Source organism: Coleofasciculus sp. LEGE 07092 (assembly GCF_015207375.1).
Classification (GTDB): domain Bacteria; phylum Cyanobacteriota; class Cyanobacteriia; order Cyanobacteriales; family Coleofasciculaceae; genus LEGE-07092.
The window spans coordinates 1-26,646 of the sequence record NZ_JADEWY010000098.1; the positions used below are offsets into that span (position 1 = coordinate 1).

Sequence of the window (26,646 nt, forward strand, 5' to 3'; positions counted from 1 at the left end):
CCACCGTAATCGTCCCTCCCGGCGCACTCAACTGTCCCGTATTCACCACACTGCCACCAAGCAACATTAAATTCTGCCCCTCCGATACCCCCAACTGACCCACGTTGACAACACTCCCCGGTTGTGCATTATCAAAGGCAAAATGACTCGGCACTCCTACCAAATTCTGATAATCATTCCAGCCAAAGGCATTGAACCACTCATCCCCACTAAACCCAATGCCCGTTGCTGTCGTTGCAGTGAAATCCCCCGGAACATTCAAACTCGCATTATTACCAAAGATAATCCCGGCGGGATTCATCAAAAATAAATTGGAACTCCCCCCACTCACCTGAATCAAGCCATTAATCACCGACGGGTCACCCCCAACCACCCGCCCCAAGATATTCTGAAGCTGGGGATTCGACAAAAAATTCGCAATCTGACCCGCATCCAAGCCAAACTGCTCAAAAGAGTGAAACAGATTCGTCCCATCCCCAGAAAGCGAACCGCCATGAATATCAATGCGGTTCCCATCCGGCGTAACAATTGTCCCCGTACCGTCAGCCGCAGGAGTAATGGGTTGCGCCTGCGCCACAGTCCCTAACCGTTGCGCCATCCGCTGCGGCAACAGCATCCCCATCTCCAACGACATCAAACCTGCTAGCCAAAAACCAACCGACAGCCAACTGGTACGCCACTTGATAGATTTCCTTGGTAGACTTCCTAATTTCACAGCCACTCAAATTGAGGCTTTTCGCTCAAAACTGTGTTTTTTCTACCATGATTAGATAGGAGCCTAGAGTTACGAATTGAATCGAAATAGCAATAAATGTGAAGAGAGTTGGTCAAAAATTACTCAATGTAATCTCTAATTAGGGCTTGCTTAATAGATGTAGAAGGTAGACCAGATAATAATTTATCAAGAAGTAAACCAACAACCTTTAAGGAATAGTTCTACCTGGTATTGGTGGAAACGTCTACGAACGCCTGGGTTCCAGTCCTCTGAGGAAGAGTGCTATGGCAAAAACCGTTCTACCATCAAAGTTTCAGAAATGGAAAGGACTCGATCAGATTAGCTCAATTGTGCATGAGATGCACTGCATATTTCGGGAACTCGCCAAAGATGACTTTGGAATTGATGGAGAGATTGAGGTTATTGTTCCCAAGCCCAGCTTTTGGAAAAATACTCTCAATCCTCCTTATCAATAAGCTCTTCCAGTTGTGCCAGCAGTTTCTCTAGCTGTTTGCGCTTTTTAGGGTTGTTCCATACCTTCGACTTTTGGGCTTTCTTATAGGTAGTCTTCAGCCGTGAGGCAAGGGGAGCGTCCTCAGTTGTCGGTTTGGAAGCTTTGACCCGCTCCCGGATTTGAGTCAACGAGAACGATTGTGCGATCGCATCTTCCAGCAGAGTCCGGCGTTCAGTTTCATCCTTCACTTGCGCTAGAGCTTTCGCCTTGGTGTACTCAATGTCACCTCTTCGCAAGACTTCGAGAATGTCAGAAGGCAACCGCAACAGGGGAAGGCGATTGCAGGTAAACGAGTACCAACTCATCAATCTCAGCTCGTCGAACACCGATTGTACGCCCTGCTCCGAATCCGATTCCGGGTTAGGGATAACGTTATCCCTAACGTCCGAATCTTTCCCCAAGTCCTTCTCAAAAGCGTTCTTCATCTGATAAAGCAACGGGGGAATCTCCGGGAGGGGGAGATTGAGTTTGAGAGCCAGTAACTGCAAAATTCCCTCAGTTTCTTCGACCGGATTGAGGTCTTCTCGTTGGAGGTTCTCGACTAGAGCCAGTTGCAGAGCTTCAGTGTCACTGAGTTCCCGTACCACTACGGGAACCTCAGTCAGTCCCACAAGGGCAGCAGCTCGATAACGCCGTTCTCCCGCCACTAGCTCGTACTGATTGTCCGGAAGCGGTCGCACCAACATCGGCTCCAATATGCCGTGCTGCTTGACCGACTGCACCAACTGCTCTAACTTTTCCGGGTCCAAGTAGCGACGAGGCTGAGTCCGAGTTTTAATGTCGGACGTGCGAACCAACTCCGCAGCCGGACGCGACTCGCCAAACAGAGCGTCTAGGGAGTCAACGGGCGTCACATCCGAACCGTAAGGGCGCTCGCGCTTACGAGCCATTACACCAAAACCTCCAAGTCTTTAACAATGGACTTGAGAACCGCAATTGCCTTATGGCTACTATCGTAGACGGAGAGTGGCACACGAGCCTCAACCGCATCGGCAAAACTTGTAGACCAGGGAATGGCAGGATAGATGGAACCCACACTAGCAAACCGCTCTTTGATGGCGAAGAGTGTCCGGGCGTCCTGGCTGCGACGAGCATCAAACAACGTAGGGATAAACCCAGCAATTTTCAAACCCCGATTCGGGCGACGCCTTACCCGCGCTACGGTCTTGAGCAACAAATTTGTCCCCTCAAAGGCTTTGAATTGAGTCTGAATCGGGACAAGGATATGAGTCGCCGCGACTAGACTGATATAACTCAACAACCCCAGCGAAGGTGGGCAATCAATCAGTATGAAATCGTACTGGTCTGTTACGGCAGAGAGCGCGTCTTTCAACCTGACATCTCGCATATCCGCGTTGACCAGCACTAATTCAGTAGCTGACAAATTGATGGAAGAAGGCATTAAATCTAAACCGTGTAGCCCCTTGTGGATGGGTAACTCGCTCAAATTCTCATCGGCGTCTTCATCCGCCAGCACGTCAGCGACGGTCGAGTTTAACTTTAGAGGCTCTAGTCCCATAAAGATGGTCAAACTCGCCTGCGGGTCCATATCTACTAGAAGAACGCGATGAGAGCGCTCTTGCAGATGATAGCCCAGGTTCATCGTCAGGGTACTCTTCCCAACTCCGCCGCACTGGTTGAATAGTGCAATTACCCGGCTCATGTGTGCCATCTTTAACAGTAGGGACAATCAATACTTGCAACAATACAACTAAAAGAAACTTTAGTTGCACCTGTTCCCCCGCCTCTTCACAACGCGACTACTGACGGGTGGAAGCCGATAAATAGCGCCATCCCCCTCTCCATCCAATTTCACAATATCAGGTTATAGCCAAATTCACACGCCATTACCGCCTTTCTTTCCAAGCTTTCGGGGCGCTCCTTCTTGTATGATTCATTTGAGTGGAGGGTGGGGGATGAACTTGGGAGCGACACAAACAGCCGTATCAGCCACAGAGCAGCTACTTAACCTTTGGCTACATGGCAAAAGTCCCCGTACTTCTGAGTACTACCGCCTCTATGCCATGCGCTTTATCTCCTTTGTGGGAAAGCCCCTGCACTTGGTAACGTTGGCAGAAGTCCAGGGATTTGCTGCCTCGCTAGAAGAACAGGGTCTTGCTAAAAGTACTCAGCGTACCATTATGGCGGCTGTCCGCTCCCTGATTTCCTTTGGCAACAAAAGCGAGGTATTACCCCGAAATGTTGGAGCGTTAGTCGAACTTCCCTCTTCACCGGATACCCTCAACGAACGGCTGTTAACGGAGTTAGAAGTTCAAACGATGATTGCCTTGGAGACGAACCCGAGAAATCGGGCAATCTTGAGGCTATTGTATCTAGGCGGATTACGCGCTAGTGAACTGTGCCAGTTGACGTGGAACAATTTACAGCTTCGGGGCAATAGCGGACAAGTTACCGTCCTGGGCAAAGGTTCCAAGACTCGCAGTATTTTACTTCCCGCCTCGTTATGGGTAGAACTCATGCAGCTCAGGGGAGATGCGACTCCTAATGAACCCGTGTTCCGCTCTCGCAAGGGCAGCCACTCCGGTCACTTGACGCGGGAACGGGTGCATCAGATTGTGAAAGCCGCTGCTCAAAGAGCTGGAATCAAGGGCAACGTTTCACCCCACTGGTTGCGCCATGCCCATGCAACTCATGCTCTGGAACGGGGAGCAAAAATCCATCTCGTTGCTGAAACTTTGGGGCATTCCAGCGTCGCCATTACCAGCCGCTATCTCCATGCCCGTCCGGAAGATAGTTCCAGTTTGTACTTGCCCGGATAAGGGTACAATGGCGATCGCCTGAAAGGAAATGAATGGTGGGAGGGGTTGGCTGCGTTGGCATTCGTCGGCGATCTTAAAAATTTGTACGCACATTTGACATGGCTTGCTACATATTCTTAGGGCAAAAGGGAGGAATGATTCGGGCTGATAGTGCCTAAATTCCCTCAAAAACTCTAAAATTTTGTTACTTTAGAGAGATTTACTCTCAATTTGAAGGAATTTCTCGGAAATAATCGGATAAATGAGAAGGAATGAGGAAATAGTCGGCGATTTTTGCCGTAAATTTCCTATTGATTCCTACCTGAAAAGTGCGCTCGCTCTCAAAGAGAGTGAAGCGAATAAGTTGAGGGTGAGTGCTAGCTAACCTCATGGCAAAGAGCGCTATAGCGCCTTTAACTTTAAAGATGTCACGGAAGTAACACCTGGCTGGAAACTTACTCCCCCAAAAATCTCAAAAATCGGAACAGTAACGAAAGACCCCCACCATATCGCCTGGGGTCTGTCTGAGCGTGTTGGGTGTAAGAGCTACTGCTCCGTTACCTCCAGCAGCTCCAGTTGAACTTGTTTGACCAGACTGGAAACTTCCTCCACTACAGATAGCGCTTCCTCTACGTTTGGGATGAACTGACCGGATGCTAGAGCAGTATTCATTGCTCGAATCTGCTGATTAAGATTCACCCCTATCTTCCCCAGCTCCATGGCTGTCACTCGGTTAACTTCAGGTATCGCTGCTGGCATCTTTCTGCGTTCCACACAACATCTAATGAAATTACTTAAGTCCATCCCTACTGATGCGGCTTTGTTGTTCCATGTAATTTTTTCGGCTGGGGTTAGCCTGAGTTCGTACCTGGCTGTGTAAATTTTTAGGCGTGACATGATGTTCTGTAATTGTGTGAGTGCCTCGCAGAGCAAGCCGCCCACCCCCGTTCCGTTCAGGAGGGGGTCATCCGGTACGGATGTGGGCTTGGCTTGCTCCTTATCCGGAAAGGGGTCTATTCTCAATAAGAAGCAATAGTGGGGTATTGGCTGACTATACGGCAAAAAAGGGTAAAACGGCTCATTTTTGTATAAAAAGCTTCACCGATTCGACCCCATAAGGAAGGAACAGGGGAAAACCGGAAAAAGATAGGGATAGAGTTGGTGTTAAATAGGTAGCGAAAAAATCAGGGGGAATGCTAAAATTTTCTACTTATTGATAGCGATTCACAATAAAAGGAACCCGCCCCGCTTCTGATACGCTTGGATTTTTCTCAGTTGCCAGCTTTCGCCTATTGTTTACCTCTATTTCCCCTGTTTTATCCTTTGCCCTAAAATAAGGAATTTTTAAGGTATATCGCTTTTCAAGTCATTTAAAATAATTTACGAAACCAAAAGTTTTGGTTTTCTTGTCACACAAAAAAAACATCCCCTTTTTTTCTCCTGTTGTCTTTTACCTGTCCACTATCGGGAAGCAAGGCAGAGAATACCTCGTCTCCAAATGCTACAACTCGTCCCAAAATGCCTAAACTTGGATCGAAGTGGCGTTGGTTATTGGTCTCAAAATCCTGGCTATTGACTTTCATTCTCAGTAGCCCAACAAAAATCGGCGTGAATCTTTTAAAAGTTCCACAATATGTCCTTTTGATTCCAGTTTTTGTCAATTTCAGTCAGTCGCCGCCATGCCCTGAAAAGTCTTAATTTGGCGTAAAGTCAGAAAATGACCGGAAAGGATTTCAGAGGCAATTTGGGAAATACAATCTCAATAAGGTACGGCAGGCGCGGCAAGATTCCCGACGCCAGTGGAGTGGCAGTCGCGCCTATACTTGCTTCTCTTCGCGAAGGAATTTAATTATTTGGCGCGTGCTGCCACCGGGAATCGCAGACGCGATCGCTAATGTCTCCCGTTTCCCCCCAGATCTGGATCGGGTAGGGGGATTTCCCATGTCAGCTTGCACCTTTCAATCGCTCACCTAGGTTTTCGATAGCCAGAAGGTTCAAAACTTCCGCTGCTTTGGTGTTTCCTCTTGAGCTGAAGTAACTCCAGATTGCGACCCACTCGGAAAATCTTCTGGCTGGTTTCTTGAAGTAACCGATTTTATTTTTGTAGATAATGGGTTTTACCTCACCCGTAAACCCAAACTGCTTAAGAGTTCTTAGTGTCCTTGGGGTAATGTCCACCAGCCACTTGGGTGAAGCTTCAATCAGTTTCAATCCCTCAAAATCGGTGATGTAGCAGTCCCCCTCAAGCAAGCAAACCTTCAACACCTTGTCGGGTTTGAGTTCAACGGGAATCTCCATCGCTATTTGACTCATTTTCAGTACCTGTGTAACGGCATTTTTGGGGGTGGGGAAATTTGCGTGAGCAAGGCGACTGGCAGCCGCGCTGTTGGCAGCGTATGGACGGCAAGAGTTAATCGCTGGCGCGTGCTGACAGCACGCAAATTTAGTGAAGCGTCCCCACCTCACTCGCCGATTAACTCTCTGAACTGCTCTCTAGCGTTTCCCCAAGCGGCTGAACCGCCCTTCTTGCAACGCCAGAGCGTCTCTATTACCTGCGTTTGGTTGAGTTCAGTTCGCAGTTGGTTTATCAGTTCAATCGCCTGCTCACGGGTTAGGTTGAGCGCCGTGAACCTCGGTTCAGCATCCCCAGAACCCTCACGAGTTGGTTGGTTCAGCGGTTCACGAGGCACTTGGGGCGGTTCAGCTCTTGGGGGAAGAAACTGTCGCTCCAAGTAAGACCGTGTATCGGAGACTCTATCGGCGTCGGTACGGAAGTCGGTAATTTTCCTCTCCAGTTTGGGCAGGGTGACGGGCGTCCACTGGTTAGATCCATCCAGCTTGACAGCACCCCGTCCACTGGCAACGGGCTGCAAAGTGTCTGGGTTAATGTCTGTCTGTAGCTCTAGCTGGAGCATCTTTTCGATCAGGTTAGCCAGCCCCTTAATGCCTCCCAAAGCACTCTGAGTGTTGTTGTGGGAGACAAAGGTTAGGGGCATCTCCTGTTTGCGGCTCTTGGTCAGTCCCAGTCTGAAGAACTGGGTCAACAGGTCTTTGTCTTCAATCAGGTCAACGTAAGTTGTGACCTCTTCACAGACGACCGCTAAAGCTCTCCCATCTGCCCAAAGTTTTGCCCTCCATGCGTCCTCAGCCATATTGGAGTGATTAAACTCCTGATACCGTCCGGTCAATTCAGCCACGTACCACTTAAGGAAGTCAGCTATCTCGTCAAAATCGTGGTATGACTCAACCCCTTGCCACTCAGCACGATTACTGTCTGGGTCAAGGACTACAACCCGATAGCCTTTCTCCTTCTTCAGCTTGGCGATATACCGAGCCATCCAGCTTTTGCCACTCCCCTGGTTGCCCCATATCAAAGCCGTTGAGCTGATAAAATGGTCTATCCAGGTACTGGGAGCTGTGGTGATGGTTCCTTCTAATACTTGGCTTGATGAGCCTACCACTTTGTCACCGGGGTCGATTACATCATCCAAGGTGTCTCCCTCAAGTAGGGGTAAGTCTGGCTGGTATGGCTCAATGATGCTGTATGCCACTTCAGCAGCCTCAAGCATCACTTGATTGGCGTAAGATTGCAGGTCGGCTTCAGCGCGTAACCTTTCCCGTGCTAAGGTGTGTCCGTTCCAGAGTGAGCGTAACTTTTCTTTCTGGGGTTCAACGCTGAGGAGCGTGCGCGATAGATGCATCGCAGTAACAAACCCACCTATGCCAAAGAGTGAACCGAGTAGCTTAATCCCCGCATTGCCTCGGCTGTAAGATATGTTGATCGCACCACTGGGAGGATTGAGCCAATCGGGTAGGGATTTTTCGATGCAGCCATTCTTAACGGGCTGGCAGTAGTGCAGGGTTCCATCAAAATAACCCGTCACACCAACACCAGCACCCAGCAGTCCTAAGCCTAGACTGCCTAGCATTACTAATTTCTGATTCATATCCGGTCCCTCCTATTCGGAAGTAACAGCAGGGTAAAACCGACGATTAAAGCCGTTCCGATCAGGAGGTGAGGTAGGAAGTATTGGACAGCTCTCCAGACGGCATCCCAATGTCCACCAATGGCAGCGGCGATTAGGGCGAGTGCGATGGCTCCTAATTCCCGCCTATCGCCGTCACCCCCCAGATAGGAGATAACCAAGTAACCAAACCCAACCCCATTAACGAGGCTGTAGAATACCCAGATACCAGGAACTGGGATTAACCGAGGCACAAACGCCAGTGCCAAACCACCACTAAAGTAAAGCCCAAACTCTGCCCAGTTCCCAATGCTTCGGTAAAACTTAAGTTGGTTTGTCTCTTTCCGTTCTCCTAAAAAATCGCCCTCGTCGTGAGGGCGATAGTTGTTATCAAACATATCGCCTCACTCGTTAGTTAATTGCCGCTAAAGAAGTCTTTCAGGTTGCCCCAGAACCCTTTACCTTTGGCTTTACTGCCATAGGTTAGGATGTCTTTGCGGTATTGGGTTTGCTGACGCAGAGCGTCGTTTAACCGCTCTCGTTCCACTTGGAGAGGGACTTTATCCCGGATATCCTTAGCCCGTCGCCGGTGGCGATGTGTAACCAATTGCAGGGCAGTATTAAAGTCCAGAAGCTCCAACCCAACAGCACTCCGGTGTTCAGTGTCAAGCTTTCTCAAACCATGATGTGCTTTTTGACCCATCTGTTTGACATGGTTTTGATACCCCTTGGAAGTCAGCCAAACATCCAAGAAGCTCTTATCAATTGATTTGGCATTCTTGGCTACTTCCTTCTGTACGGAAGCGATAAACTGCTCATACTTGGTTTGACCCTCTATGAGTGTTTTAAAATGGCGTTCTAGGATGGGGATAGCTTCTAACAGTGACTCCATTTCTTGCGCTCTGTCTGCAAAGCTTCCCAGTTCCTCATCGCTCATTTCAGGTAGTCGATGAAGGTCAATCCCGAAGTACTCTTGAGCCATTGAAGCCAGCATGGGGTCTAACGAGCGAACCTTTGCTAATGCTGAAGTTCTGCCACCTCTGTAAGGCACGATGGCTTGATTAGTGTTGAAGTCCATGATTATTCCTTGTAGATGCCCCCAGCACTATGAGCCAGGGGCTGACGTGTGATTAAAGCTTCGACTCTTCGACAAGCTCAGAGCGGCGCTTCGCTCAGACTTCGGACGTTCGGCGAGCGCTCAGTCGAGCCGCGTGAGCGCGGTGGCTGAGCCTGCCGAAGGGCAGTCGAACGCTTTAACGTCGAGCGAAGTCGAGACGTTAATTCCAGTTGTTGGAGTAGATTTGCTGGGTTACAGCCAGTAGTAGGCTTTCAATCCCGGCTGTGTCGATGTCTTCAATCGCTCGGAAATAGCCCTGAAGGTTCGCTGGGACAGCGCTGCATGAAATGGTTCGGTTAGCGTCTCGACTCCGCTCGACGCTAAAGCCGAGCGGAGTCGAGGCTTTAGCAAGAAGAAGTGCCAGCGCTGCACGGAATAGCTTGGCATCCTCAAGAGATAAGCCCTGTAGATGGCTGCCGAATTCCACTTCGAGGGCAGCGGCTATACCGAGCGCCGAATGTGAAGCGTAGTAACTTAACGGTTTGGCGGTTGTCGTGAATGTCATAATTAGTTCTGTGTCCTTACGATTCGTTTCCTTCGGTCGTTAGGGAAAGGGAGTGGGGCGCGATCAGCGAGAGCTGGTGCGCGAAGCGCAATCGCGTTTGATTGGTAGTCGGTGCGATCGCTTTCCCTGCTTCCCTACTCGAAAATTTGCTGAATACTCGCGGCACTGATGCCGTCATCTCCGATATCGATACAAGCTCCGTTCAGCTCGTAGTGAAGGTCAAAGATGTGGGCAGAGACTTTATCCCAGTTCCCAGTTGCAATCGCCTCAATTGCGTAACCTTCAAGGTCATTGAGCCACGCCTCATGCTCGTCCTTAACTGCCTGTATTTGTTCTGGTGTGGGCTTAGTCATTGTTCAATCTTTCTTGATTAATTTCTCTGCAATCACCCCGATTGGGTGACTCTTGACTGTGCGATACAAATCCCCAGTTCAGGAGATTGTATATTTTAATTTCCTGAACCCTTTGCTGCCATTGGTCTTTGGTCATCTTTACTCCTTAAGCTTTTCATTGATGGCGATTCCAATTGAGCCTAAACTTCCTAATCCTAATGCCGTGGGAACATCTCGACCGAGCATCAACGCCCCATAACCAGCAATTGAACTGATTAAAGCCGCACCGGAAATCGCTACACCAAGGGATTCGATTGCTTTTTTAAGTTGTTTGCTTGGTACTAGCTTTATTCGGATTGGAGGTCGGTGGCGCATAAAGTTTATGTCAGGTGTTATTTGCATATTCAACTATTCATCAACATTGAAAGGGCGTCGGCAGCATCATTCGATTCGGAGCGATTAGAAATTAAATTTTGCTTTTTAGCTGGAATTGCTTGAGACTGTTGGTGTGTGCTTTGACAACTATTTTGAATAGAAGCTGAATATTGTAACTGAAACTCTGGCTGCAATCTAGCCATTGCATAGTTCATTTGTGTCTCGACTAAAAATCCAACAGCATCAGCAGCACTCACACCTCCAAGCTTCTCCATTAACTCTCTGATTCGTCCTTGATGATTTGGTTTGATATCGATTTGAAGGCGTTGTTTTTTACTCATCGCGCTACAACCTCCGAGCTTTTACCAACAGGTAGTAATCCGCGAACATTATCAAAACGTGGTTGTTCACTCATTGCAAACAATGGTATATCTTTGATTTTGTTGGCGATTAAATGACTGCTACCACCAGTAACAAAGAACCGACGAACGCGAGGTAGAAACGGCTTGTACTGAGTTTTTACCTTGCCGAAAATTCCTTTAAACCAGGGGTCTAGGTATTCGTCAAGCCAATCTTTCCAAGTGGCGTTAGGGTCTTCAGCATAGTAATGACTGCCGTTTGCAAAACCATCCATTATTACTCCTGGATCTGGTTGGTCATTGATTGCATTGGTCAGTCTTGAATCAAAACTCAAGTCTGCCGCCAGCGAGTAAGCTCCCCCTCGCTCGGAAACGGAACTATCAAGAATTTCGCCCTCTTCATCAATCAAACGAGAAAGCCAAGTACCACCGCCGATATCAATAACAATGGTTAGACCAGATGATGGAATTAACCCAATTGATTTGGCGTAGCGCCATGCCCCCAGTCCTTCCGGCTCAATGCTGACTGATTCAATGTGGCTAATCGCTTCTTGCCCGTTGTACCCGTAGGGGTGAGAGCCGATTAACTGCTTTTGAATTTCATCCTCAAATACTTCAGGTTTGGGGTGAGAAGTATGAACGTGCAGCTTGAACTCCAGACCAATCGGCTTCACACAAGCCAAAACGTTCAACAGCACTTCAAACGCTTTCTCTGTCTCGGTTGTATGCGATTGCTTCCGGTAATCGTAGGCACGGAAGCCGAAATGATAGCGATCGCCATCCAGCTCAATCACTGGATTCAGGCTATTGGCTTTTAGCGCGTGCCGTCCGCGTGGAAGCTTAAATTTTACAGACCGGATGGCTTTTGGTTCGCCACTGCCATTCCAAAACTTCAGATCGTAATTGCCCGCATCAATGCTGAGTACTGCGGTTTGCATAGTTTCTCTTCCTTTTTCCGAATAGTGTCAATTGTTGCAGTAAAGCTTTGCCACAATGCTACAATTTTTAAAGTTTTTCAGTACTTTGTGGTGTTTTCCTGCGTATAGCCAAAAGATAACCCCACCTCAGAGGCGGGGTCTACGAACACAGTTCAGTTTGTTGGATCGAGTAAGGTTTATTGCGCTTCAAATGTAAGCGCTGAGGGATTTACAGGCGAGATGTTGTTCTGCTCAAACTCCTTGTGGACATAAGCAGCAAGCATCTTTACCTGGGTACTGGGTGAGCGTTTCCCCGCTGCCCAGTACTGCACGGCTCTGATGTGTAAGCCAAGATGACTGGCTAGCTCATCGTCGGATAGTCCATAAGCCCACTTGAGGCTTAATGGATCTAGCAATTTGCGAGTAATCTGTGATTGCATAAAGAAGCCCTCCTACAAGGCACTTTTGTGGGTGGGAAGTACTGGGAAGGTGCTGGCACACCTTCCCGGTGCGTTGATATAAAAAAAAGCGATTACAATTCGTAACCGCTCCCCCAGAATACAGTAAAACAACCCTATTTTGCTGTAAACTGGTTAACCAGAAATGTTTTTTAACTTTTAACCATTTTACCTCACTATGAGCGAACGACAAATTGGAGTAACCTTTACCCCTGAAGAAAGGCAAATACTTGAGAAACTCTCAGCGAGATTAAATATACCCTTAGCCAGAGTAGTACGCGAAGCAGCACTCGAAGGCATCGATACGTGGATTGAGCGCGTACAAAAGCGTGAGAAATTTTTAAAAGAATAAAATAAAGCCCAGATGATCCAACTCATCTGGGCTTTATTCTACAATGGAGTTCACCAATGCGCGAATCTTGGCAGTGAAACGCATTGGTGGCACGAGGGAGACATAAGCCATTTTAGCCTACCCAGCAAAAGGAGCTGAGAGGCAACGTTTTTTAGCTTATTTCAAAACCATTATAACATTCCTTGAAATAAGCACAAAACCATTGTAACAAAAGCTTGTGTTCTCCTCCAGTAGCAACTTTGGAGGAACAATGGTTACATCATTTAAAAAAAACACCAACCAATCTTTACCCGCAAAAAGCGATCGCACACTCAACTCCACGCACCAGAAAGCTTTAATTGGAGCGAGAGGACTTGATGCAAACTGGATCGAAGCGAACTGCCACTCCCTCACCGCAGAAGAAGCCAGCCAGCGCCTGGGGTACACAGCCAAATCTGGGGGCATCCTGCTCGAAGGCGAAGGAATCCAAATCCAATTTAAGCCTGATAAGCCCTGGCGCAACGACGGGGACAAAAAAGCACCGAAGTACCGATCGCCCTTGGGTGAGTACGATGCAATGCTACCCATCCACCCTGGGGACCCAAACTACTGGAGAGACTTGGAAGCTCTGAAGGAGAGATGTTACAACATTGACGGACATCCCTGCCTAGTTTTAACCGAAGGATTTTTTAAGGCGATCGCCGGTTGCAGTCACGGCATTCCCACAATCGCGCTGTTGGGCGTAGAAATGGGTTTGACCAGCGCCAAAGCCGACATCCAGGGAAAACGTTACCTAGTCCCCACACTAGAACGTCTTGCCCGTGCTGGGTTCGGCTTCATTATCGCCTTCGACGCCGATTGCGCCACTAACAAAGCCGTACTCTGGGCACAGCGCAAGCTGGCTGAACAGCTCCTAAAATTTAAGGTGCCAGTCTACTCGGCGACTGGCTTATGGAGCGTGGAGCAGGGTAAAGGTATGGACGACTACATCCAAAATAATGGAGCTGACAAGTTTAAGCGTGATGTGCTGGGCAAAGTCCCCAACATCGAAGCATGGGAACGGCAGTTTGTAACAGAGGACGATTCGCCAAAGCGTCCTCCAAAAGCTACCTTAACAGCCGGAAAACTCGCTCAGAGCTACGGGGAAAAACTAGCTTGGCACGATAAAGAGAAATGCTGGTATCGGTACGAAGCAGAAGCCCCTGGTATCTGGTCAGAAGAATCCGATATTGCAGTAGGAGCGGTCATTCTGGCTGAACTAGAAGCAGATTTAGGTCCCATTTTCGGCTCTGCCTATCTCACAGATGTCACCAAGCTACTCAAGCACAAGTTACTAAGAAAGCGCTGGGATGAACGTAAGGATTTAATTCCCGTGATTGATGGTGTACTCCGTAAGGGTACGCTGGAGCTGCTACCTCATTCACCGAAGTACAATCTGACATCGAGCCTACCAATTCGCTGGGCTGACCGCTCCGTTGGATGTGAACCGATTAAAGCCTGGATGCTAGAGATTATGAAAGGCGACCCGGCTCTAGTTGAAGTCCTGCGGGCGCTGCTCAATTGTGTAATCTTTGGTCGAGCCAATTATCAGCGGTATCTGGAAGCGATCGGTCCTGGTGGAACTGGCAAGGGAACATTCTTCCGGCTGGCATCAGCTCTCGTCGGCGACAAGAACGTTTTTCCCTCAACTCTCAAGAACTTGGAGGAAAACCGCTTCGAGCTGGCGGCCGCGGCTAAAGCCAAGCTGATTGTCATTACTGAAGCCGAGAAATATGGGGGAGAGGTTAACGTCCTCAAGGCGATAACAGGACAGGACAAAAACCGAATTGAGGTTAAGGGCAGGCAGCAAAAGTGCGGCGATGGCTTCACCTTTGAAGGCTTCGTAATGCTATCAGCCAATGAGCCTTGCCAAAATGCCGACTATACCAGCGGCTTGGAACGGAGGCGTTTGTCGGTTCCTTTCAGCGTACAGACACCACCAGAACTGAGACGCGACTTGGATGAGGAATTTCAGCCCTACTTAGCCGGTTTACTCGAATGGGTGCTGACCATACCAGAAGCCGAAGTGCGTGCGCTAGTGGTAAATACCAATAAAACTGTGCCGACGCTAGCCAAAGTCAGGGGTGAGGCATTGTGTGACGCCAACCCGCTGGCAGACTGGCTCGACAACTGTATTGTCTTAGACCCAGGACACAAGACTTATGTGGGTTTAGATAATGCAGAGCGGATAGAAACCTGGCTCTATGCGAATTACACGAGTTTCACACGCCAAATTAATGGGCGACCCATAGGACAGCGGCGTTACACGAAGCTGCTGGAAGATTTGTGCTGTAATCAGCTCAAGCTGAAAGGAGTGCAGCGAGGACGTGACCGTTATGGCTCTTACTTTGAGGGGCTACGCATCCGAATGGAAAATGATACAGCTCTCCGACCCATCACAGAGGTTGAATTGGTAGAGCCACCGCCTGGTGTGATGGCAAACTTATCTGATTGTGATGGGTTGGTGACGGCTGAAACCCTTGGTAGTGATGGATGTGATGGATGTGATGGATTTTTAGAGGTTGAGAAGGAGAACGAGAATTTTGATGTTAATCGAGCGGATGAACCGCCTGTGATTAATGAAACCAAAACAGAAATTTTAGGGGAAGGTGCGAATTTTGCCCCTAATTCCGTCACGACGACCCAAATCAGTGAAGGGCTTGAGTTTCAAGCGTCACACACATCCATCACAACCCATCACAACCCATCACACCCATCACCTGACTACTCAACTTTCCCGCACCGAGCGAGCGATAACTATCAGGCGAAGTGCAAATTGGCTGGGAAAATCAAGCTGCGGCTGCTGGAAGCCGATACCAAGGAAGAGCTGAGTGCAACCAGGGGGGAATTCGGCAGTCCACAGGTTGAATGGGTCTGGGGACACCTCTTAACTGATGCAGAGCGGGGGAAATTGAGAGCGATCTCGACGACCGAGCAGCTCAATTTACTGGAAGTGGCACAAGGAGAAGCGACAGCGGGGGACGAAGTGGCATATCCCCTTGAATTCAAGATAGGGGATAAGGTCGAATTTCCGATAACTGACCCAGAAAAAAATTATTTCCCTTGATTGAGGGTTCAGGGGAGTTCCCCTGACAAGCTGAGTCGGGGAACTAGTGGGAGGGAGAACAGGAGTGGTTAGCGTTGCTCCGACTGCTGCCTGATCCAGTTGCGGAAATTGCGAGTGCAGGTTATTTCCCCGACTCTGCGACTCTCTTTGATAAACCTAGGAATCTCTGTGACTGGAATGGGGGTAAAGGTTGGACTATAACTAGACTCTACATATTGCCCTGATTCAAGTCTGTAGATACGCAAAATGCTCCCGTTGTAGCGCCAAAATTCAGGAATCCCCATCAATGCATAAAGCTGAAGCTTATTAATCTTAGACCTAGAATATTCCACCTCTAGTACCAAGTCTGGAGGTGGGTCAGTAGCTAGATCGATGTTTACTTTATCTCGAACTAGGGACTCATTCTGAATATAGTAGCTGCTGTCTGGTTCACCCCCTCGTTCCAAATCATCTCGTGTCAGAGTTAATGAACCAGTTCGCTTAACCTCTAAACCTAACTCCTCACAAAGTACAATAACCAAACCTTCAATGAATCGGTTAGAGTTCTCGTGCGGCATAAGTGGGGTCATAATTTCGACCGTTCCAGAATCATAGGCTAATCGGGTTACTCGTTCAGACCCCATCTCAGCCAGCATAGTTTTAAAGGTTTGCCAACTGATATTCAAGAGTAAGGTTCGCTGTTCGGCTGGCGTTGATGTTGTCACCATAGGACAAAAACCCATTTTCTACCAACATACTCTAAACCCCTACTAGACCAAATCCCCTAATAAATCAGTAGCACTCTTTTGAAGCTGCGGGCGATTGTCGTCGTATTTCCGCAGGATGTCGGCGCTGGCGTGGCGTGAGAAGGATTGAGCCTGTCTTGTGTTCCCGTTGTTGGCATCCAGCAAGGCAGTAATGGCAGAGTGTCTCCCCTATCTGGATGCGCGTACAAGTGCCTCAGCTCTATTGAGCCGAAAATGCCGTCTGCTCGCAAATCTGAAAAGTTTTCATCATTTTCTGCTCTGACCCTGATTACTAGATATCAAGCGAGTTCAATGCAGGGCTATAAGATGAGCAGCAATAACGCTTTAGTTAAAACAATCTTGATCCTGGCCGCGAATCCGAAAAATACCTCACCACTGCGTCTGGATGAGGAAGTGCGTGAAATCGATGCGGGGTTACAGCGCTCTCGGAAACGCGATCGCTTTCGGTTAGTCTCGAAATTAGCGGTACGTTCAATAGATGTTCGTCGAGCCTTGTTGGATTACCAACCCCAAATCGTTCACTTTTGCGGACATGGAGCAGGGGATGGAGGATTGGCGCTAGAGGATGAAGCCGGGAACGTGCAGTTAGTAACAGCAGAGGCTTTGGCAGGTTTGTTTAAGTTGTTCGACGCTCAGTTGGAATGCGTACTGCTTAATGCTTGCTATTCAGAGGTTCAAGCGAATGCCATCAGCCAGTACATTAACTATGTGATTGGCATGAACCAGGCAATAGGGGATAAAGCGGCAATTAAGTTTTCCCAAGGCTTTTATGATGCGCTGGGTGCTGGCAAATCCTTGGAATTTGCCTACGAATTTGGTCGTAGTGCCATTGAAACAGAGGGGATTCCAGAACATCTAACTCCAGTACTAAAAAAAAAGACTGCCCATCGGGGAACGGCAACTACAACAACGGATCGACAGAATACGTCAATACCCAGATTCAAAAAGCTGGAGGCGGCGAAGAGCATTCACCAAACTACAGCCAATCCTACAACAGCTACCAGGCATAGTTAAGTATTCGGGACGAAAGTATCAACAAGCTCTGGATTTAACTTGGGAGTGGGTGAGCTTAAACATCTGTAATTTTGAGCCACGTCCACATTTATCAATTCAAGAAAGCTTGGAGAGATGGATAAATGACTGTCTCCACCAACGTCTTCAAGAACTCGAACAAGTTCCCGAACAAAGCTCTGATACTCCGCTTCTTGATGACCTTGACAACTTTTAATAACTTCCACATTGGAAAATTCAGGCGACTTCTTTGCGTGAAACCATCTTGTGATCAAAAAACGATGATGACGACCGATGCACAGCTACAAGAACTCATTGCCAAAATCTGCGAAAATTTAACAGTCAAAAAATGGGAAAAGCGGCGAGCAATTAATCGACTGTTGCTTGAGTTACAACATCTGCCCGGATTACTCAAGTCCTCACACTTAGATTATTTAGAAGCTTTGGATAAAACTTGGGAATGGGTCAGCCGAAATATCTGTCGGTTCCAGCTCCGTCCTCGTTTATCGATTCAACAAAGTCTTGTCAGATGGATTAATGGTTATCTAGTTTGGAGGATTAGAGACTTATATCAACAAGCAGACTCTGTTCATTACAGCTTAGATAGACCCATTGACGATAGAGATGCAAATCCCACAAATTGGCTTGAACAACTACCAGAAACTAACTCAGAAATTCCGATTCTCAGTGGAATTGATGCCTACATCCACCAACTACAAAATCAAGAAATACAAGAGATTTATTGGAAATTAGAGTCTTACATTGAGCAAGACCCAGAAGGAAAGTTACGGAAGTGTCACCCCCGGAAACACCCGGATTGTAACTGCCAGTTACTCAGCCAAAAGTTACTTTTGCAAAGTCCACCTGTTCGATTGACTGATATTAGTCGGGAGTTAGGAGTTAACTACCGAACTCTTAAATCTCACTGGGAAAATAAATGTAAACCACTTCTGCAAGAAATTGCAGTTTCTCTAGGATATCAGAGAGAGTGAGCCGTCAATCCTCAACTCGATTAGCGTAGTTTTAATTCTCATATCTAGAAAAATTAATTAAGGGAACGTCATGAACATTAGCAATGAAACAGCGCATCTAGAAATTCCACTCGGTCTTGAAGCTCATCGGTTCGCCAAGCAGTTTGCTAGTGAACAAGTTACGCAGCAAAAGCGCAAAAAAGTCTATTTGAATACACTAGCTGTTTACGCGGTTCATCGGTACTTGCAATGGTTACAAATCGAAACCGATTTGAGTCAAAGCGATAGTTGGCATCCCGTTTTACGCAGCCGATGGGATGTAGCAGATTTGATGATTCCTGGAATTGGTAAATTAGAATGTTGCCCGGTTTTACCAGGGGAAACTTCTATTTCTCTGCCTCCAGAAGCAATAGAAGATCGAATTAGCTGTCTAGGGGTTCAGTTCGGCGAACGATTAGACCAGGTACAGCTTCTGGGATTTGCCGAGGTGATTGATGGGGCGGTGCTACCAAAGCAGCTATTGATTTCAGAACTCCAGCCCCTTGATGCATTCCTCAGCTACTTACAGCGGCGGGAAGAAGAATTTCCTCCACCGAAAGAGGATGACCTAGCACCGAAAGAGGATGACCTAGTAGTTAACGTAGCACTCTGGTTGCGAAATGAGAGCGATGAATCGGCAAAACGTCAAGGTTGGACACAACCTTCACCGTTGATAGCTGCCTCTGGGTGGCGTTTAACTCAATCATTTAAGCAAGCGATCGCCCAATTGAAAAGAGATAAGGGCATTGAAATTCCTGACGATGCTCGTTACTGTTGCAAAGCCATCCATCTGGATGATACGCCTTTACAGCTTTTTGCCCTGACTTGGCTTTTACCTCCCACAGGTGCTGAGTCAACTTCTGCTGAGGAACTATATCAAATACATCAAGAGTGGACATTGCTGCTGCTACTGAGTACGCAGTCAGGGAGCTTTTTGCCCAAAGGGATTAGGCTACAGGTTCGAGATTTAACAACGGTTTTGAAAGATGAAGAGTTGCCAAAAGAGGACTTGTATCTCTTTGCTCGCGTGTCGGGAGATTTGAACGACCAATTTATCGTAACGATTACGCTGTATGGAGAAGAGTTAACGCTGGCTCCTTTTATCTGCCAACTCGATTGATTGGGTAATGCGTTCCAACAAGATTGAGTGGGAGAGGACAAGCTTTTCTTGCTTGGTTATCCTCATCAACAACAGGGTCATAAGTTATGTACCGCACACTAAGAAAACCACAATATTGCCAGTAGAGATGAATCGCAGCCCTATTTTTCAACTCACTGTTTGTCGTCTTAATACTCAATGTAGCTTTACACTTACTTGCTGGAGTGAGAACCAGCAACTTCAGGCTAACCTAGAATATCCAAGGGAACTTGAGCGACTCTATGAAGCTTGGCAGTGTCTCTACCCCAAAGCTTACTTATCACTTCCACGGGGACGAGGCGAGGAAGGTGGCGGTCTTACTCCATCTTCGCTTGATCCCCAAAACCAACTAGAAGAAGCTAAACAATCATTACTCTGGACTTTTAATCAGTGGTTGGGAGAACACGCATTACTCAACATCCGGGAGAAGATTCAAAGCGAAGCGTCTCGTCAAACACCGGAGAATAAGGGCGTGGATTTGCTCGTTGCCTGCAACTCCATCGATTTAGTACGACTGCCTTGGGAAGCATGGGATCTGAATTCCGAAGCCATTCGGATTTCCCGGACTGTCATAAATGTTGAGAATGAGCCTGTCTCTACTCAAACCAACTTTCGACGTGGCAAGGCTCGGATTTTAGTAGTTCTGACGGATACATCAGAACTGAGTCTTAATAAAGATCGAGAAGCAGTGCGACAGTTATCAAAAGTGGCGGAGGTTTGTCGCCTCAAATTTAAGTTAGGACAGAATGCAAAGGAGTTCAAACAACAGTTTGTCACTCATCTGCGAGACGAGCGAGGTTGGGATGCGCTGATTTTTGCCGGACATAGCGATGAAACACCACTCACAGGTGGCTCCTTTGAGTTGGCTCCAGGTGTCACTCTGTCAATGAGTGAAGTTGAAGAGCAGTTTGCCCAAGCTAAAAACCAGGGACTACGGGTGGCAATTTTTAATTCCTGTAAAGGACTGCGTATTGCTGAGTCGCTGATCAAGTTGGGATTGAGTCAGGTTGTGGTCATGCGGGAGAAAATCCATGATCGCGTGGCTCCTGCTTTCCTCGATAAGTTCTGTCAAAGCTTGACAAGAGGTAAGGATGTACAAGAGGCAGTTCAGGATGCCTGCAATTATTTTAAGTCAGAGAAAATTACTTATCCATCTGCTTATTTAATTCCTTCACTGTTTCGTCGCCCCTTCAGGGCAGAACTATTCCGAATTGAGCCTTCTCCATTGAAGCAGGCTTGGCGCGATTGGAAGCCAACACGGAGGGAAGCGATCGCCTTATCAAGTGTCTTGCTGTTTAGCTTAATGCTTCCGGTACAAGATTTGTTGTTGGATGTGCGAACTTTAGCACAGGCGTTCTACCGCCACCAAACCAAGCAGTTGCCCCGCGAAGCATCACCGCCAGTTCGGTTAATTGCGATTGATCAAGAGTCGATTAATGAGGCTAATGAAACAATTAAAGAGTTTGAAACCTTCCCAATGGAGCGGGCCTATCTTGCTCAATTGGTGAGGCGACTTTCGGAGTTAAACGTTAGAACCATCGGTATCGATTATCTTCTTTCTACACAAGAACCTAGGCAAAAGCAGCTTTCTGAAGCTATTGAATCAGCAGTTAAACAGCAAAGTATCTGGTTCGTGTTTGCCATCGATAATAGGCAAAATAAAAAAGTATTTTCTGAAATTGCTACCCCACAATGGAGTTTGCAAGGTGATTTAAATTTTTGGCGGTGGTATGTTGAGCTGCCTACCAAGGCGACCTGCTCTAGCTCCTGCCCTTTTGCCTATTTACTGGCATTGTCACATACACTCAACCAGAGTCTATCTCTGACGGGATTGCCTCAACCCAACCTGCAAAACAGAACCGAATTTCAACAGGAGTTGAGCGATTATCTTAACACAGAAAAGGGTCAAAAGAATGCAATTGCTTCGTTAAAACAGACGTATTCTCCTTTTGGATGGCGCTCTATTCTTGACTTTTCCATTCCTCCGGAACAGGTTTATGAACGCATGTCTTCTGGGGAATTTCTTAAGAGTGCTTTTCCGGGTTCAGAACTCCACCAACAAATAAGGCAGCAAACGGTTGTCATTGCTTCTGGAGGATATCCGGAAGCCGGGGATAATTTTTCACTGCCTCTAGCTGTTCAATATTGGCGTCGTGTACAGAATTCGTCACAGCCGAAAGCTGAAGAGCTACCGAGTGTGTTTACGGGAGGTGAAGCTCATGCCTACATGATTCACCATCTGCTATCCCAGCATCGGGTAACGTTGATTCCCAGTTTCTGGATGGTTCTCCTCGTAGCACTTCTAGGAAAAGGAATGACTCTAATACTGCTCAAACAGCAAATTAAACAGCGAGAGCAATGGAAATTGGGGTTGGTTGGTGCAACAGGTGCCTATGGAGTCGTTGGGTTCCAAGCTTATCTGTGGAGTTCAGTTTTAATTCCTTGGTTTTTACCGTCAGTCATGTTTTGGTTTTACGTTCTATCTGTTCTTTGAGGTAAATTATATGTCCAAATTAATCAGAGTGCATATTCTGCCACTAATTGTTGTGATGGCGAGTTTCAGTTTTCCAGCGTTTTCCCCCTCAGTTAAAAGTTTAGCGACGACTCAAAGTGATGCTGTCAGTCTAGGAATTCCCCAAAATAAACAGGCTCAGAAAAAGAAATCTATTGCCGAGAGATTAGCAGATATCTTTAGAAGACAACCTGACACCGGAGGGACACAGGGAGAGTTTTGCTCAATTTCTCCTAGTAAAGAGAATCCTTACTTACGCTATGCTTGGAGCGATCGCCCTCTATTCGTCTGGCAGGGAAAGGTCAAAAAAATTGAAGTTCATCCCAAAGGCAATCCACAAGATATTCTATGGTCTCACCTCCTCACAGAGCAAGAGCAAATAGAGCAGAAGGTTCGGTATTCGGGTTCACAAGCCCTACAGCCCGGTCAAGAATACTTTTACCTCGTGACTTACGAAACTATTGAGAATAAAGAACCCATCACGAAAACCAAAGAAATCTCCCTTATTGTTTTGGGGGCTAACCATGAAAAGCGCAGTCGGATTGACGCTAAGTTGGCAGAGATAGGAAATCAAAGCCAAACGATGGATGCCGAGGAACTTGCTCTGACAAAAGCAGAACTCTTTGCCGAAGAAAATCTCTGGTTAGATGTTATTCGAGAGACTTTCTCTGTGCAAAATCCGTCTATAGTCTGGGAGCAAATCCTTAAGGACTATCGCACTAAGTCCTGCAAGTAAAAGAGAAAGTGGGAGTAGGGGACACGGGGACACTCTGACGCGGAGACGCGGGGAATGTTGATAAATTTCCAGGAGTTGATGAAAGACTCTCCCCCTCTCCACGTCAACCTCAACCAACTGACTTGAAAATAGGAGTCAGGAGTCAGGAGAAATTAATTTTCATGCGTCCTGGTGTACACAGTTCATGACGGCTACTTATGACCACACCCATCGGGGTTCCCTTTTACCTTTTCCCTGCCCCGTAGGAGCTTGAAAGATGCTCAGCTACCAAGGATTTCCCACTACCGTGAAACCTGCCCAATAGTAGGGATGCCATAGCTCCAGTTCCGGTATGTTTAGATCTTCGGGCAAGGGTACACTTTCTCCTAGCGCTGGGGCGAAGGATAATTGACCATTCTCGATTTTGATTTTCCCTTCTATCATCGCCACCTGCGCTTGCCTTAGAGCGTCAGCTTTAATGGTATCAGGTTGGCGCAACTGTCTGTAAAACTGTGTCATCAATCCCAAGGTTGCTACCTCATTAACTTCCCACAGACTCGCCAAAACTGACTTAACTCCAGCTCGGTGAGCAAATCCGGCAAACCCTAACTCTTCGTCTACGTCTCCTAAAGCTGTTCTACAGGCACTCAGCACCAACAATTCTAGAGAAGGATTGTGAAATCCTAGTTGTCTGATTTCATAAAATCTCAACCGTTCATTTCCAAAAAACTGAATGTAGGAGTTATCAGGTGAGTCAGAGTCAAACTCTCCATGGGTTGACAGATGAAGAATACCAAAAGGTCGTTCGCGTCGTTGCGACTTTAGATTCTCTATCGTCAAGTCTTGATCATTTTCAAAAAACTGACCTGACCATACCTTACTGATCTGTTCTATCTGTTCGGGAACAGTTTCTAACGTGCCTAGATCCTCGTTGGCAAATTCTTCGGCTCCCATTGCTAAAACTTGGGTATCCCTGATATTAACGTAGCGGGTATCCGTGAGGCTCATACTGGGCATAAGACCCACACTGTATTTCTCTACAATAAATTTTTCTCCGTCATGGAGAGCAGCTAACGGCACGGTAGGCAAACTCTTATCCATCACAAACACAAGGTTTGTGATTTCGTTCTCGATTAAGTACTCCTCGAGAGGGCTAATTAGCCACTCATAAAATTGATGAGCAAGATTGAATAATTCTACGTCTCTGTCGGAACCAGCCAGTTCTTTAGGAGCTGGAGGTTCAAACACTTCCTTGTAAAATAATTCAGCGCTTTCTCGCACCTCTTGGTAGGTTACGTTAGGTGGTATTCGGCGAATGGGTATGCTTTTTTGGCTAGTCACCATTACCAATTCCAATTGGTCTTGAGGATTCGGTTTTACCCAGAGGGGATTCTCTTGTGCCTCTCCCTGGGCATAGGATAGTAACTGGGATTCTTCTATGTCTGAGTCTGGGCTGGAGAATCGTTGCTCCCATGCCTCTTGGCTCAGTCCTCTGGGCGAGAAAGATACATAAATGAGTGCTGGTTTGGCTCCTGTGTTTTGCTCAATTGCTCTCAGTTGCGCTCGGATATCATCAAGGGTTGTACTCTGAATGTTGTCAGGTTCTCCAGAAAACAGTGAATTTGGTGCTTCTTCCCGTGGGGGCGGTTGCTCTTCATCGCCATTCATTCCACCGTTGCCATTCATTCCACCGTTGCCATTTATTCCACCGTTGCCATTTATTCCACCGTTGCCATTTTGCCCTCCATTACCGTTTGAATCTTGCGTAATAATCTGAATATCGCTGGGAGGAGTCCCCTGGCTAAATGACCCAGGAAAAGATTGGGGGGGCAAAATTGAGTTATCAGTACCCGTTGTAATTGCTCCGGCAGTGCCGTTAGTTGTGGCATCTCCTACGTCAAAGGGAGTATCAACAGCCCCCCCGCCATGACGAATGGTGATTGAACCGCCGTCATTGCCGCCTGCGGTAGAAATGCTGGCGTCTGTCAGATTCTGGTCGGTAAATGTCCCTATGGTGCGGAAAAATTGCTCGGTTGTAATGTCAACGTCACCACCTGTGCCGCTGTCTCCGCCTTGAGCATTGATGGAAGTCACTTGAACATCTCCTTGAGCATCAAGGGTTACGTCCCCACCGTCACCATTACTCCCACTGCTTGCTGAACTGGTATCAATCTGTGCCGTGTTAATGTCACCCCCAGCCGAAAGTGCGATCGCTCCCCCATTCCCAGAAGTCGCACTCGCATCAATCTGTGCTGTATCAATATCACCAACATCAGAAAATGAGATAGTTCCTCCATTCCCGCTTACTGCACTCACATCAATCTGTGCTGTATTAATATCACCAACATCAGAAAATGAGATAGTTCCTCCATTCCCGCTTACTGCACTCACATCAATCTGTGCCGTATTAATATCACCAACATCAGAAAATGAGATAGTTCCCCCATTCCCGCTTACTGCACTGGCATCAAGCTGTGCCGTATTAATCTCATTCGCACCCGAAAAAGTGATGCTTCCTCCATTGCCAGAAGTCGCACTGGCATCAACCTGTGCTGTATTAATCTCACCAGCAGCTAAAAGTGCGATCGCTCCACCGTTACCATCAGTCGCAAAAGCTCGTATCTCTCCTGAACTGGTATCAATAGAACCTGTGGTACTGGTTAAAGAAATTTGACCCCCATTACCCGTCCTTGTAGTAGAAATCAGTGTCCCCTCACCGTTTTGACCCAAACGACCTGTGGTGGTGATATTACCTCCCGCTTGCAGAGTTATAGACCCAGTATCCCCTGTTGGATTAACATAACTACCGATAGACTTAACCGTAATGTCCCCCCCAGCTTGTAACGCTACGGCACCTCCCATACCATCAGGCGTCACAGATAAGATGTCTCCAGAACTCGTATCAATCGAACCATTAGTACTGGTTAGAGAAATCTGACCCCCATTGCCGCTACCATTAACACCAACCGACGCACGTATACTAGCATTCGCTGTGTCAGTAACGCCTGCGGAGATATTATCTGGATCGATTAGATCCACAAGAAAATTCCCCGTAGTCGTAATATCCCCTGCCGCTTGCAACGTTACAGAGCCAGCATTCCCTGTATTCACCCCGGTGTTGATACTGTCAAACACAATCCCACCAGTCGTCGCCGTTAACTCAACAGAACCACCCGCTGTCGTTAGCCGTGAATTAATCTGAATAGCTCGACCCGCCTCAAAGCTAATCGTCTCACCAAACGTCTGATTCGTGAAATTCAAATTCGTCCCAGCCTGGACAATAATATCTTGCTGCGCTTGCAGGATAATATTACCCGTCAAAGCTGTCAGTGCCGTGTCATCAATTGCAAAATCAACCGCATTCCCACCATCATTGAAGAGAATTTGTTCATCTACGCCAGGAGAAATCTGACCATTATCATCAGCCACCCCATCATCCGGCTCAATAATGATATCTCTAGGGTCGAGCAAGATAGTTCCATCTTGACCATTTACCGCTGACACATCAACGCTACCACTGAAGGCTAATGCCTCTTTTCCCGACACCTCAACAAAGCCACCATCCCCAGAATTATTCCCCCCACGAGCGTTAATATTGCCATAGATGCGAGTCGTCTCATCCGACCAAATAATCACCTGTCCTCCATCACCATTACTCAGAGCATCCGCACCAATTACCGAATTACCATCAACAAACGTCACCCCAGCATTCGGCACCGTCCCTTGCCCTTGATAATCTCCCCCAATCCTGACATTTCCCCCACCATTCAAACCCGAAGCATTCACATTAACCCCAATCACCCCAACACGATCACCCAAAACATTCACTTCACCGCCAACATTCCCCGAAACATCCAAACTGCCAGAGGCAATTACCGTCCCAGCATCCGTCGGAATCGCTGTTCCCGACTCTGCCAACTGCACCGTTCCATCCGGCTGCACCGCCACCCCCGTCTCTAACCCATTCGCCCCCACCGTCAACAGCGTCGGCAAATCCAGAGGACTAATCGGCAAAATCTGCCCTGCCGCATTCCTTGGCGGTTCAATCACCAAACTCAACA

Annotated in this window: 26 protein-coding genes; 9 read left to right on the forward strand and 17 right to left on the reverse strand. The window is 47.6% G+C overall.

Annotated elements, in window-relative coordinates:
- Positions 1–622 (reverse strand): filamentous hemagglutinin N-terminal domain-containing protein (locus IQ257_RS21120; protein WP_228060893.1); only part of this gene is annotated, 622 nt, incomplete at its 3' end.
- 377 nt (positions 623–999) lie between these two features.
- On the opposite strand from IQ257_RS21120, the gene IQ257_RS21125 reads away from it, so the two are divergent.
- Positions 1,000–1,191 (forward strand): hypothetical protein, encoded by a 192-nt coding sequence (locus IQ257_RS21125; RefSeq protein WP_193877469.1) that lies wholly within the window; start codon positions 1,000–1,002, stop codon positions 1,189–1,191.
- Here IQ257_RS21125 and IQ257_RS21130 read toward each other — a convergent pair.
- Both IQ257_RS21130 and IQ257_RS21135 read right to left on the reverse strand, forming a co-directional pair.
- On the reverse strand, positions 1,172–2,119 hold the full coding sequence (locus IQ257_RS21130) for a ParB/RepB/Spo0J family partition protein (RefSeq protein ID WP_193877467.1): 948 nt from the start codon (positions 2,117–2,119) through the stop codon (positions 1,172–1,174). The two genes, IQ257_RS21125 and IQ257_RS21130, sit on opposite strands and share 20 nt — an antisense overlap.
- Positions 2,119–2,892, reverse strand: a complete 774-nt coding sequence (locus tag IQ257_RS21135; RefSeq protein ID WP_193877473.1) for an AAA family ATPase — start codon at positions 2,890–2,892, stop codon at positions 2,119–2,121. Before IQ257_RS21135 ends, IQ257_RS21130 begins: the two co-directional genes overlap by 1 nt.
- A 253-nt stretch (positions 2,893–3,145) precedes the next feature.
- On the opposite strand from IQ257_RS21135, the gene IQ257_RS21140 reads away from it, so the two are divergent.
- Positions 3,146–4,009 carry a tyrosine-type recombinase/integrase gene (locus IQ257_RS21140; protein ID WP_193877464.1) on the forward strand — a complete coding sequence of 288 codons (864 nt, stop codon included), beginning with the start codon at positions 3,146–3,148 and terminating at the stop codon, positions 4,007–4,009.
- Positions 4,010–4,534: 525 nt separating this feature from the next.
- Here IQ257_RS21140 and IQ257_RS21145 read toward each other — a convergent pair.
- The 12 genes from IQ257_RS21145 to IQ257_RS21200 form a co-directional block, all read right to left on the reverse strand.
- The gene (locus tag IQ257_RS21145) at positions 4,535–5,011 is read right to left on the reverse strand and encodes a plasmid mobilization protein (protein ID WP_193877462.1); all 477 of its coding nucleotides are present in this window, start codon (positions 5,009–5,011) and stop codon (positions 4,535–4,537) included.
- A gap of 386 nt (positions 5,012–5,397) precedes the next feature.
- A complete protein-coding gene (locus IQ257_RS21150) occupies positions 5,398–5,649 on the reverse strand; it encodes a hypothetical protein (protein ID WP_193877460.1) in 252 nt (83 codons plus the stop codon).
- Between the two features lie 283 nt (positions 5,650–5,932).
- The gene (locus IQ257_RS21155; protein WP_193933189.1) at positions 5,933–6,301 is read right to left on the reverse strand and encodes a hypothetical protein; all 369 of its coding nucleotides are present in this window, start codon (positions 6,299–6,301) and stop codon (positions 5,933–5,935) included.
- A 149-nt stretch (positions 6,302–6,450) separates the two neighbouring features.
- Complete coding sequence (locus tag IQ257_RS21160) at positions 6,451–7,935, reverse strand: helicase HerA domain-containing protein (protein ID WP_193877456.1); 1,485 nt, start codon at positions 7,933–7,935, stop codon at positions 6,451–6,453.
- Positions 7,932–8,351: a hypothetical protein gene (locus IQ257_RS21165; RefSeq protein ID WP_193877454.1), complete on the reverse strand. Its 420-nt coding sequence runs from the start codon at positions 8,349–8,351 to the stop codon at positions 7,932–7,934. Before IQ257_RS21165 ends, IQ257_RS21160 begins: the two co-directional genes overlap by 4 nt.
- A gap of 17 nt (positions 8,352–8,368) precedes the next feature.
- The gene (locus IQ257_RS21170; protein WP_193877452.1) at positions 8,369–9,031 is read right to left on the reverse strand and encodes a hypothetical protein; all 663 of its coding nucleotides are present in this window, start codon (positions 9,029–9,031) and stop codon (positions 8,369–8,371) included.
- A 199-nt stretch (positions 9,032–9,230) separates the two neighbouring features.
- Positions 9,231–9,575, reverse strand: a complete 345-nt coding sequence (locus IQ257_RS21175) for a hypothetical protein (RefSeq protein WP_193933190.1) — start codon at positions 9,573–9,575, stop codon at positions 9,231–9,233.
- A gap of 134 nt (positions 9,576–9,709) precedes the next feature.
- On the reverse strand, positions 9,710–9,928 hold the full coding sequence (locus IQ257_RS21180; RefSeq protein WP_193877448.1) for a hypothetical protein: 219 nt from the start codon (positions 9,926–9,928) through the stop codon (positions 9,710–9,712).
- A gap of 138 nt (positions 9,929–10,066) precedes the next feature.
- A complete protein-coding gene (locus tag IQ257_RS21185) occupies positions 10,067–10,309 on the reverse strand; it encodes a hypothetical protein (RefSeq protein WP_228060892.1) in 243 nt (80 codons plus the stop codon).
- Positions 10,310–10,311: 2 nt separating this feature from the next.
- Positions 10,312–10,623, reverse strand: a complete 312-nt coding sequence (locus IQ257_RS21190; RefSeq protein ID WP_193877446.1) for a hypothetical protein — start codon at positions 10,621–10,623, stop codon at positions 10,312–10,314.
- Positions 10,620–11,579, reverse strand: a complete 960-nt coding sequence (locus IQ257_RS21195) for a ParM/StbA family protein (RefSeq protein WP_193877444.1) — start codon at positions 11,577–11,579, stop codon at positions 10,620–10,622. Before IQ257_RS21195 ends, IQ257_RS21190 begins: the two co-directional genes overlap by 4 nt.
- A gap of 176 nt (positions 11,580–11,755) precedes the next feature.
- Entirely contained in the window at positions 11,756–11,998 is a 243-nt protein-coding gene (locus IQ257_RS21200; RefSeq protein ID WP_193877442.1) for a hypothetical protein, read from the reverse strand.
- Positions 11,999–12,194: 196 nt separating this feature from the next.
- On the opposite strand from IQ257_RS21200, the gene IQ257_RS21205 reads away from it, so the two are divergent.
- Both IQ257_RS21205 and IQ257_RS21210 read left to right on the forward strand, forming a co-directional pair.
- Positions 12,195–12,368: a hypothetical protein gene (locus tag IQ257_RS21205; RefSeq protein WP_193877440.1), complete on the forward strand. Its 174-nt coding sequence runs from the start codon at positions 12,195–12,197 to the stop codon at positions 12,366–12,368.
- 250 nt (positions 12,369–12,618) lie between these two features.
- A complete protein-coding gene (locus IQ257_RS21210) occupies positions 12,619–15,453 on the forward strand; it encodes a DUF3854 domain-containing protein (RefSeq protein WP_193877438.1) in 2,835 nt (944 codons plus the stop codon).
- A gap of 68 nt (positions 15,454–15,521) precedes the next feature.
- On the opposite strand, the gene IQ257_RS21215 is transcribed toward IQ257_RS21210, so the two are convergent.
- Positions 15,522–16,160: a Uma2 family endonuclease gene (locus IQ257_RS21215; RefSeq protein WP_193877436.1), complete on the reverse strand. Its 639-nt coding sequence runs from the start codon at positions 16,158–16,160 to the stop codon at positions 15,522–15,524.
- 378 nt (positions 16,161–16,538) lie between these two features.
- Between IQ257_RS21215 and IQ257_RS21220 the strand changes: the two genes are divergently transcribed.
- From IQ257_RS21220 to IQ257_RS21240, 5 genes are all read left to right on the forward strand, one after another.
- Positions 16,539–17,213: a CHAT domain-containing protein gene (locus IQ257_RS21220; RefSeq protein WP_416207934.1), complete on the forward strand. Its 675-nt coding sequence runs from the start codon at positions 16,539–16,541 to the stop codon at positions 17,211–17,213.
- A 278-nt stretch (positions 17,214–17,491) separates the two neighbouring features.
- Positions 17,492–18,202 (forward strand): hypothetical protein, encoded by a 711-nt coding sequence (locus tag IQ257_RS21225; RefSeq protein WP_193877432.1) that lies wholly within the window; start codon positions 17,492–17,494, stop codon positions 18,200–18,202.
- 70 nt (positions 18,203–18,272) lie between these two features.
- Positions 18,273–19,340: a DUF1822 family protein gene (locus tag IQ257_RS21230; protein WP_193877430.1), complete on the forward strand. Its 1,068-nt coding sequence runs from the start codon at positions 18,273–18,275 to the stop codon at positions 19,338–19,340.
- Between the two features lie 127 nt (positions 19,341–19,467).
- Positions 19,468–21,852, forward strand: a complete 2,385-nt coding sequence (locus IQ257_RS21235; RefSeq protein WP_193933191.1) for a CHASE2 domain-containing protein — start codon at positions 19,468–19,470, stop codon at positions 21,850–21,852.
- A 10-nt stretch (positions 21,853–21,862) separates the two neighbouring features.
- Positions 21,863–22,606 (forward strand): hypothetical protein, encoded by a 744-nt coding sequence (locus IQ257_RS21240; protein ID WP_193877426.1) that lies wholly within the window; start codon positions 21,863–21,865, stop codon positions 22,604–22,606.
- Positions 22,607–22,870: 264 nt separating this feature from the next.
- On the opposite strand, the gene IQ257_RS21245 is transcribed toward IQ257_RS21240, so the two are convergent.
- Positions 22,871–26,646, reverse strand: a 3,776-nt coding sequence (locus IQ257_RS21245) for a CHAT domain-containing protein (RefSeq protein ID WP_193933192.1), incomplete at its 5' end; no start/stop codon positions are given.

Coding starts and splice junctions, on each gene's coding strand:
- IQ257_RS21125 (WP_193877469.1), top strand. CDS start 1,000: ATGGCAAAAACCGTTCTACCATCAAAGTTTCAGAAATGGAAAGGACTC.
- IQ257_RS21130 (WP_193877467.1), bottom strand. CDS start 2,119: ATGGCTCGTAAGCGCGAGCGCCCTTACGGTTCGGATGTGACGCCCGTT.
- IQ257_RS21135 (WP_193877473.1), bottom strand. CDS start 2,892: ATGAGCCGGGTAATTGCACTATTCAACCAGTGCGGCGGAGTTGGGAAG.
- IQ257_RS21140 (WP_193877464.1), top strand. CDS start 3,146: ATGAACTTGGGAGCGACACAAACAGCCGTATCAGCCACAGAGCAGCTA.
- IQ257_RS21155 (WP_193933189.1), bottom strand. CDS start 6,301: ATGAGTCAAATAGCGATGGAGATTCCCGTTGAACTCAAACCCGACAAG.
- IQ257_RS21160 (WP_193877456.1), bottom strand. CDS start 7,935: ATGAATCAGAAATTAGTAATGCTAGGCAGTCTAGGCTTAGGACTGCTG.
- IQ257_RS21165 (WP_193877454.1), bottom strand. CDS start 8,351: ATGTTTGATAACAACTATCGCCCTCACGACGAGGGCGATTTTTTAGGA.
- IQ257_RS21170 (WP_193877452.1), bottom strand. CDS start 9,031: ATGGACTTCAACACTAATCAAGCCATCGTGCCTTACAGAGGTGGCAGA.
- IQ257_RS21175 (WP_193933190.1), bottom strand. CDS start 9,575: ATGACATTCACGACAACCGCCAAACCGTTAAGTTACTACGCTTCACAT.
- IQ257_RS21180 (WP_193877448.1), bottom strand. CDS start 9,928: ATGACTAAGCCCACACCAGAACAAATACAGGCAGTTAAGGACGAGCAT.
- IQ257_RS21185 (WP_228060892.1), bottom strand. CDS start 10,309: ATGCAAATAACACCTGACATAAACTTTATGCGCCACCGACCTCCAATC.
- IQ257_RS21190 (WP_193877446.1), bottom strand. CDS start 10,623: ATGAGTAAAAAACAACGCCTTCAAATCGATATCAAACCAAATCATCAA.
- IQ257_RS21195 (WP_193877444.1), bottom strand. CDS start 11,579: ATGCAAACCGCAGTACTCAGCATTGATGCGGGCAATTACGATCTGAAG.
- IQ257_RS21200 (WP_193877442.1), bottom strand. CDS start 11,998: ATGCAATCACAGATTACTCGCAAATTGCTAGATCCATTAAGCCTCAAG.
- IQ257_RS21205 (WP_193877440.1), top strand. CDS start 12,195: ATGAGCGAACGACAAATTGGAGTAACCTTTACCCCTGAAGAAAGGCAA.
- IQ257_RS21210 (WP_193877438.1), top strand. CDS start 12,619: ATGGTTACATCATTTAAAAAAAACACCAACCAATCTTTACCCGCAAAA.
- IQ257_RS21215 (WP_193877436.1), bottom strand. CDS start 16,160: ATGGTGACAACATCAACGCCAGCCGAACAGCGAACCTTACTCTTGAAT.
- IQ257_RS21225 (WP_193877432.1), top strand. CDS start 17,492: ATGATGACGACCGATGCACAGCTACAAGAACTCATTGCCAAAATCTGC.
- IQ257_RS21230 (WP_193877430.1), top strand. CDS start 18,273: ATGAACATTAGCAATGAAACAGCGCATCTAGAAATTCCACTCGGTCTT.
- IQ257_RS21235 (WP_193933191.1), top strand. CDS start 19,468: ATGAATCGCAGCCCTATTTTTCAACTCACTGTTTGTCGTCTTAATACT.
- IQ257_RS21240 (WP_193877426.1), top strand. CDS start 21,863: ATGTCCAAATTAATCAGAGTGCATATTCTGCCACTAATTGTTGTGATG.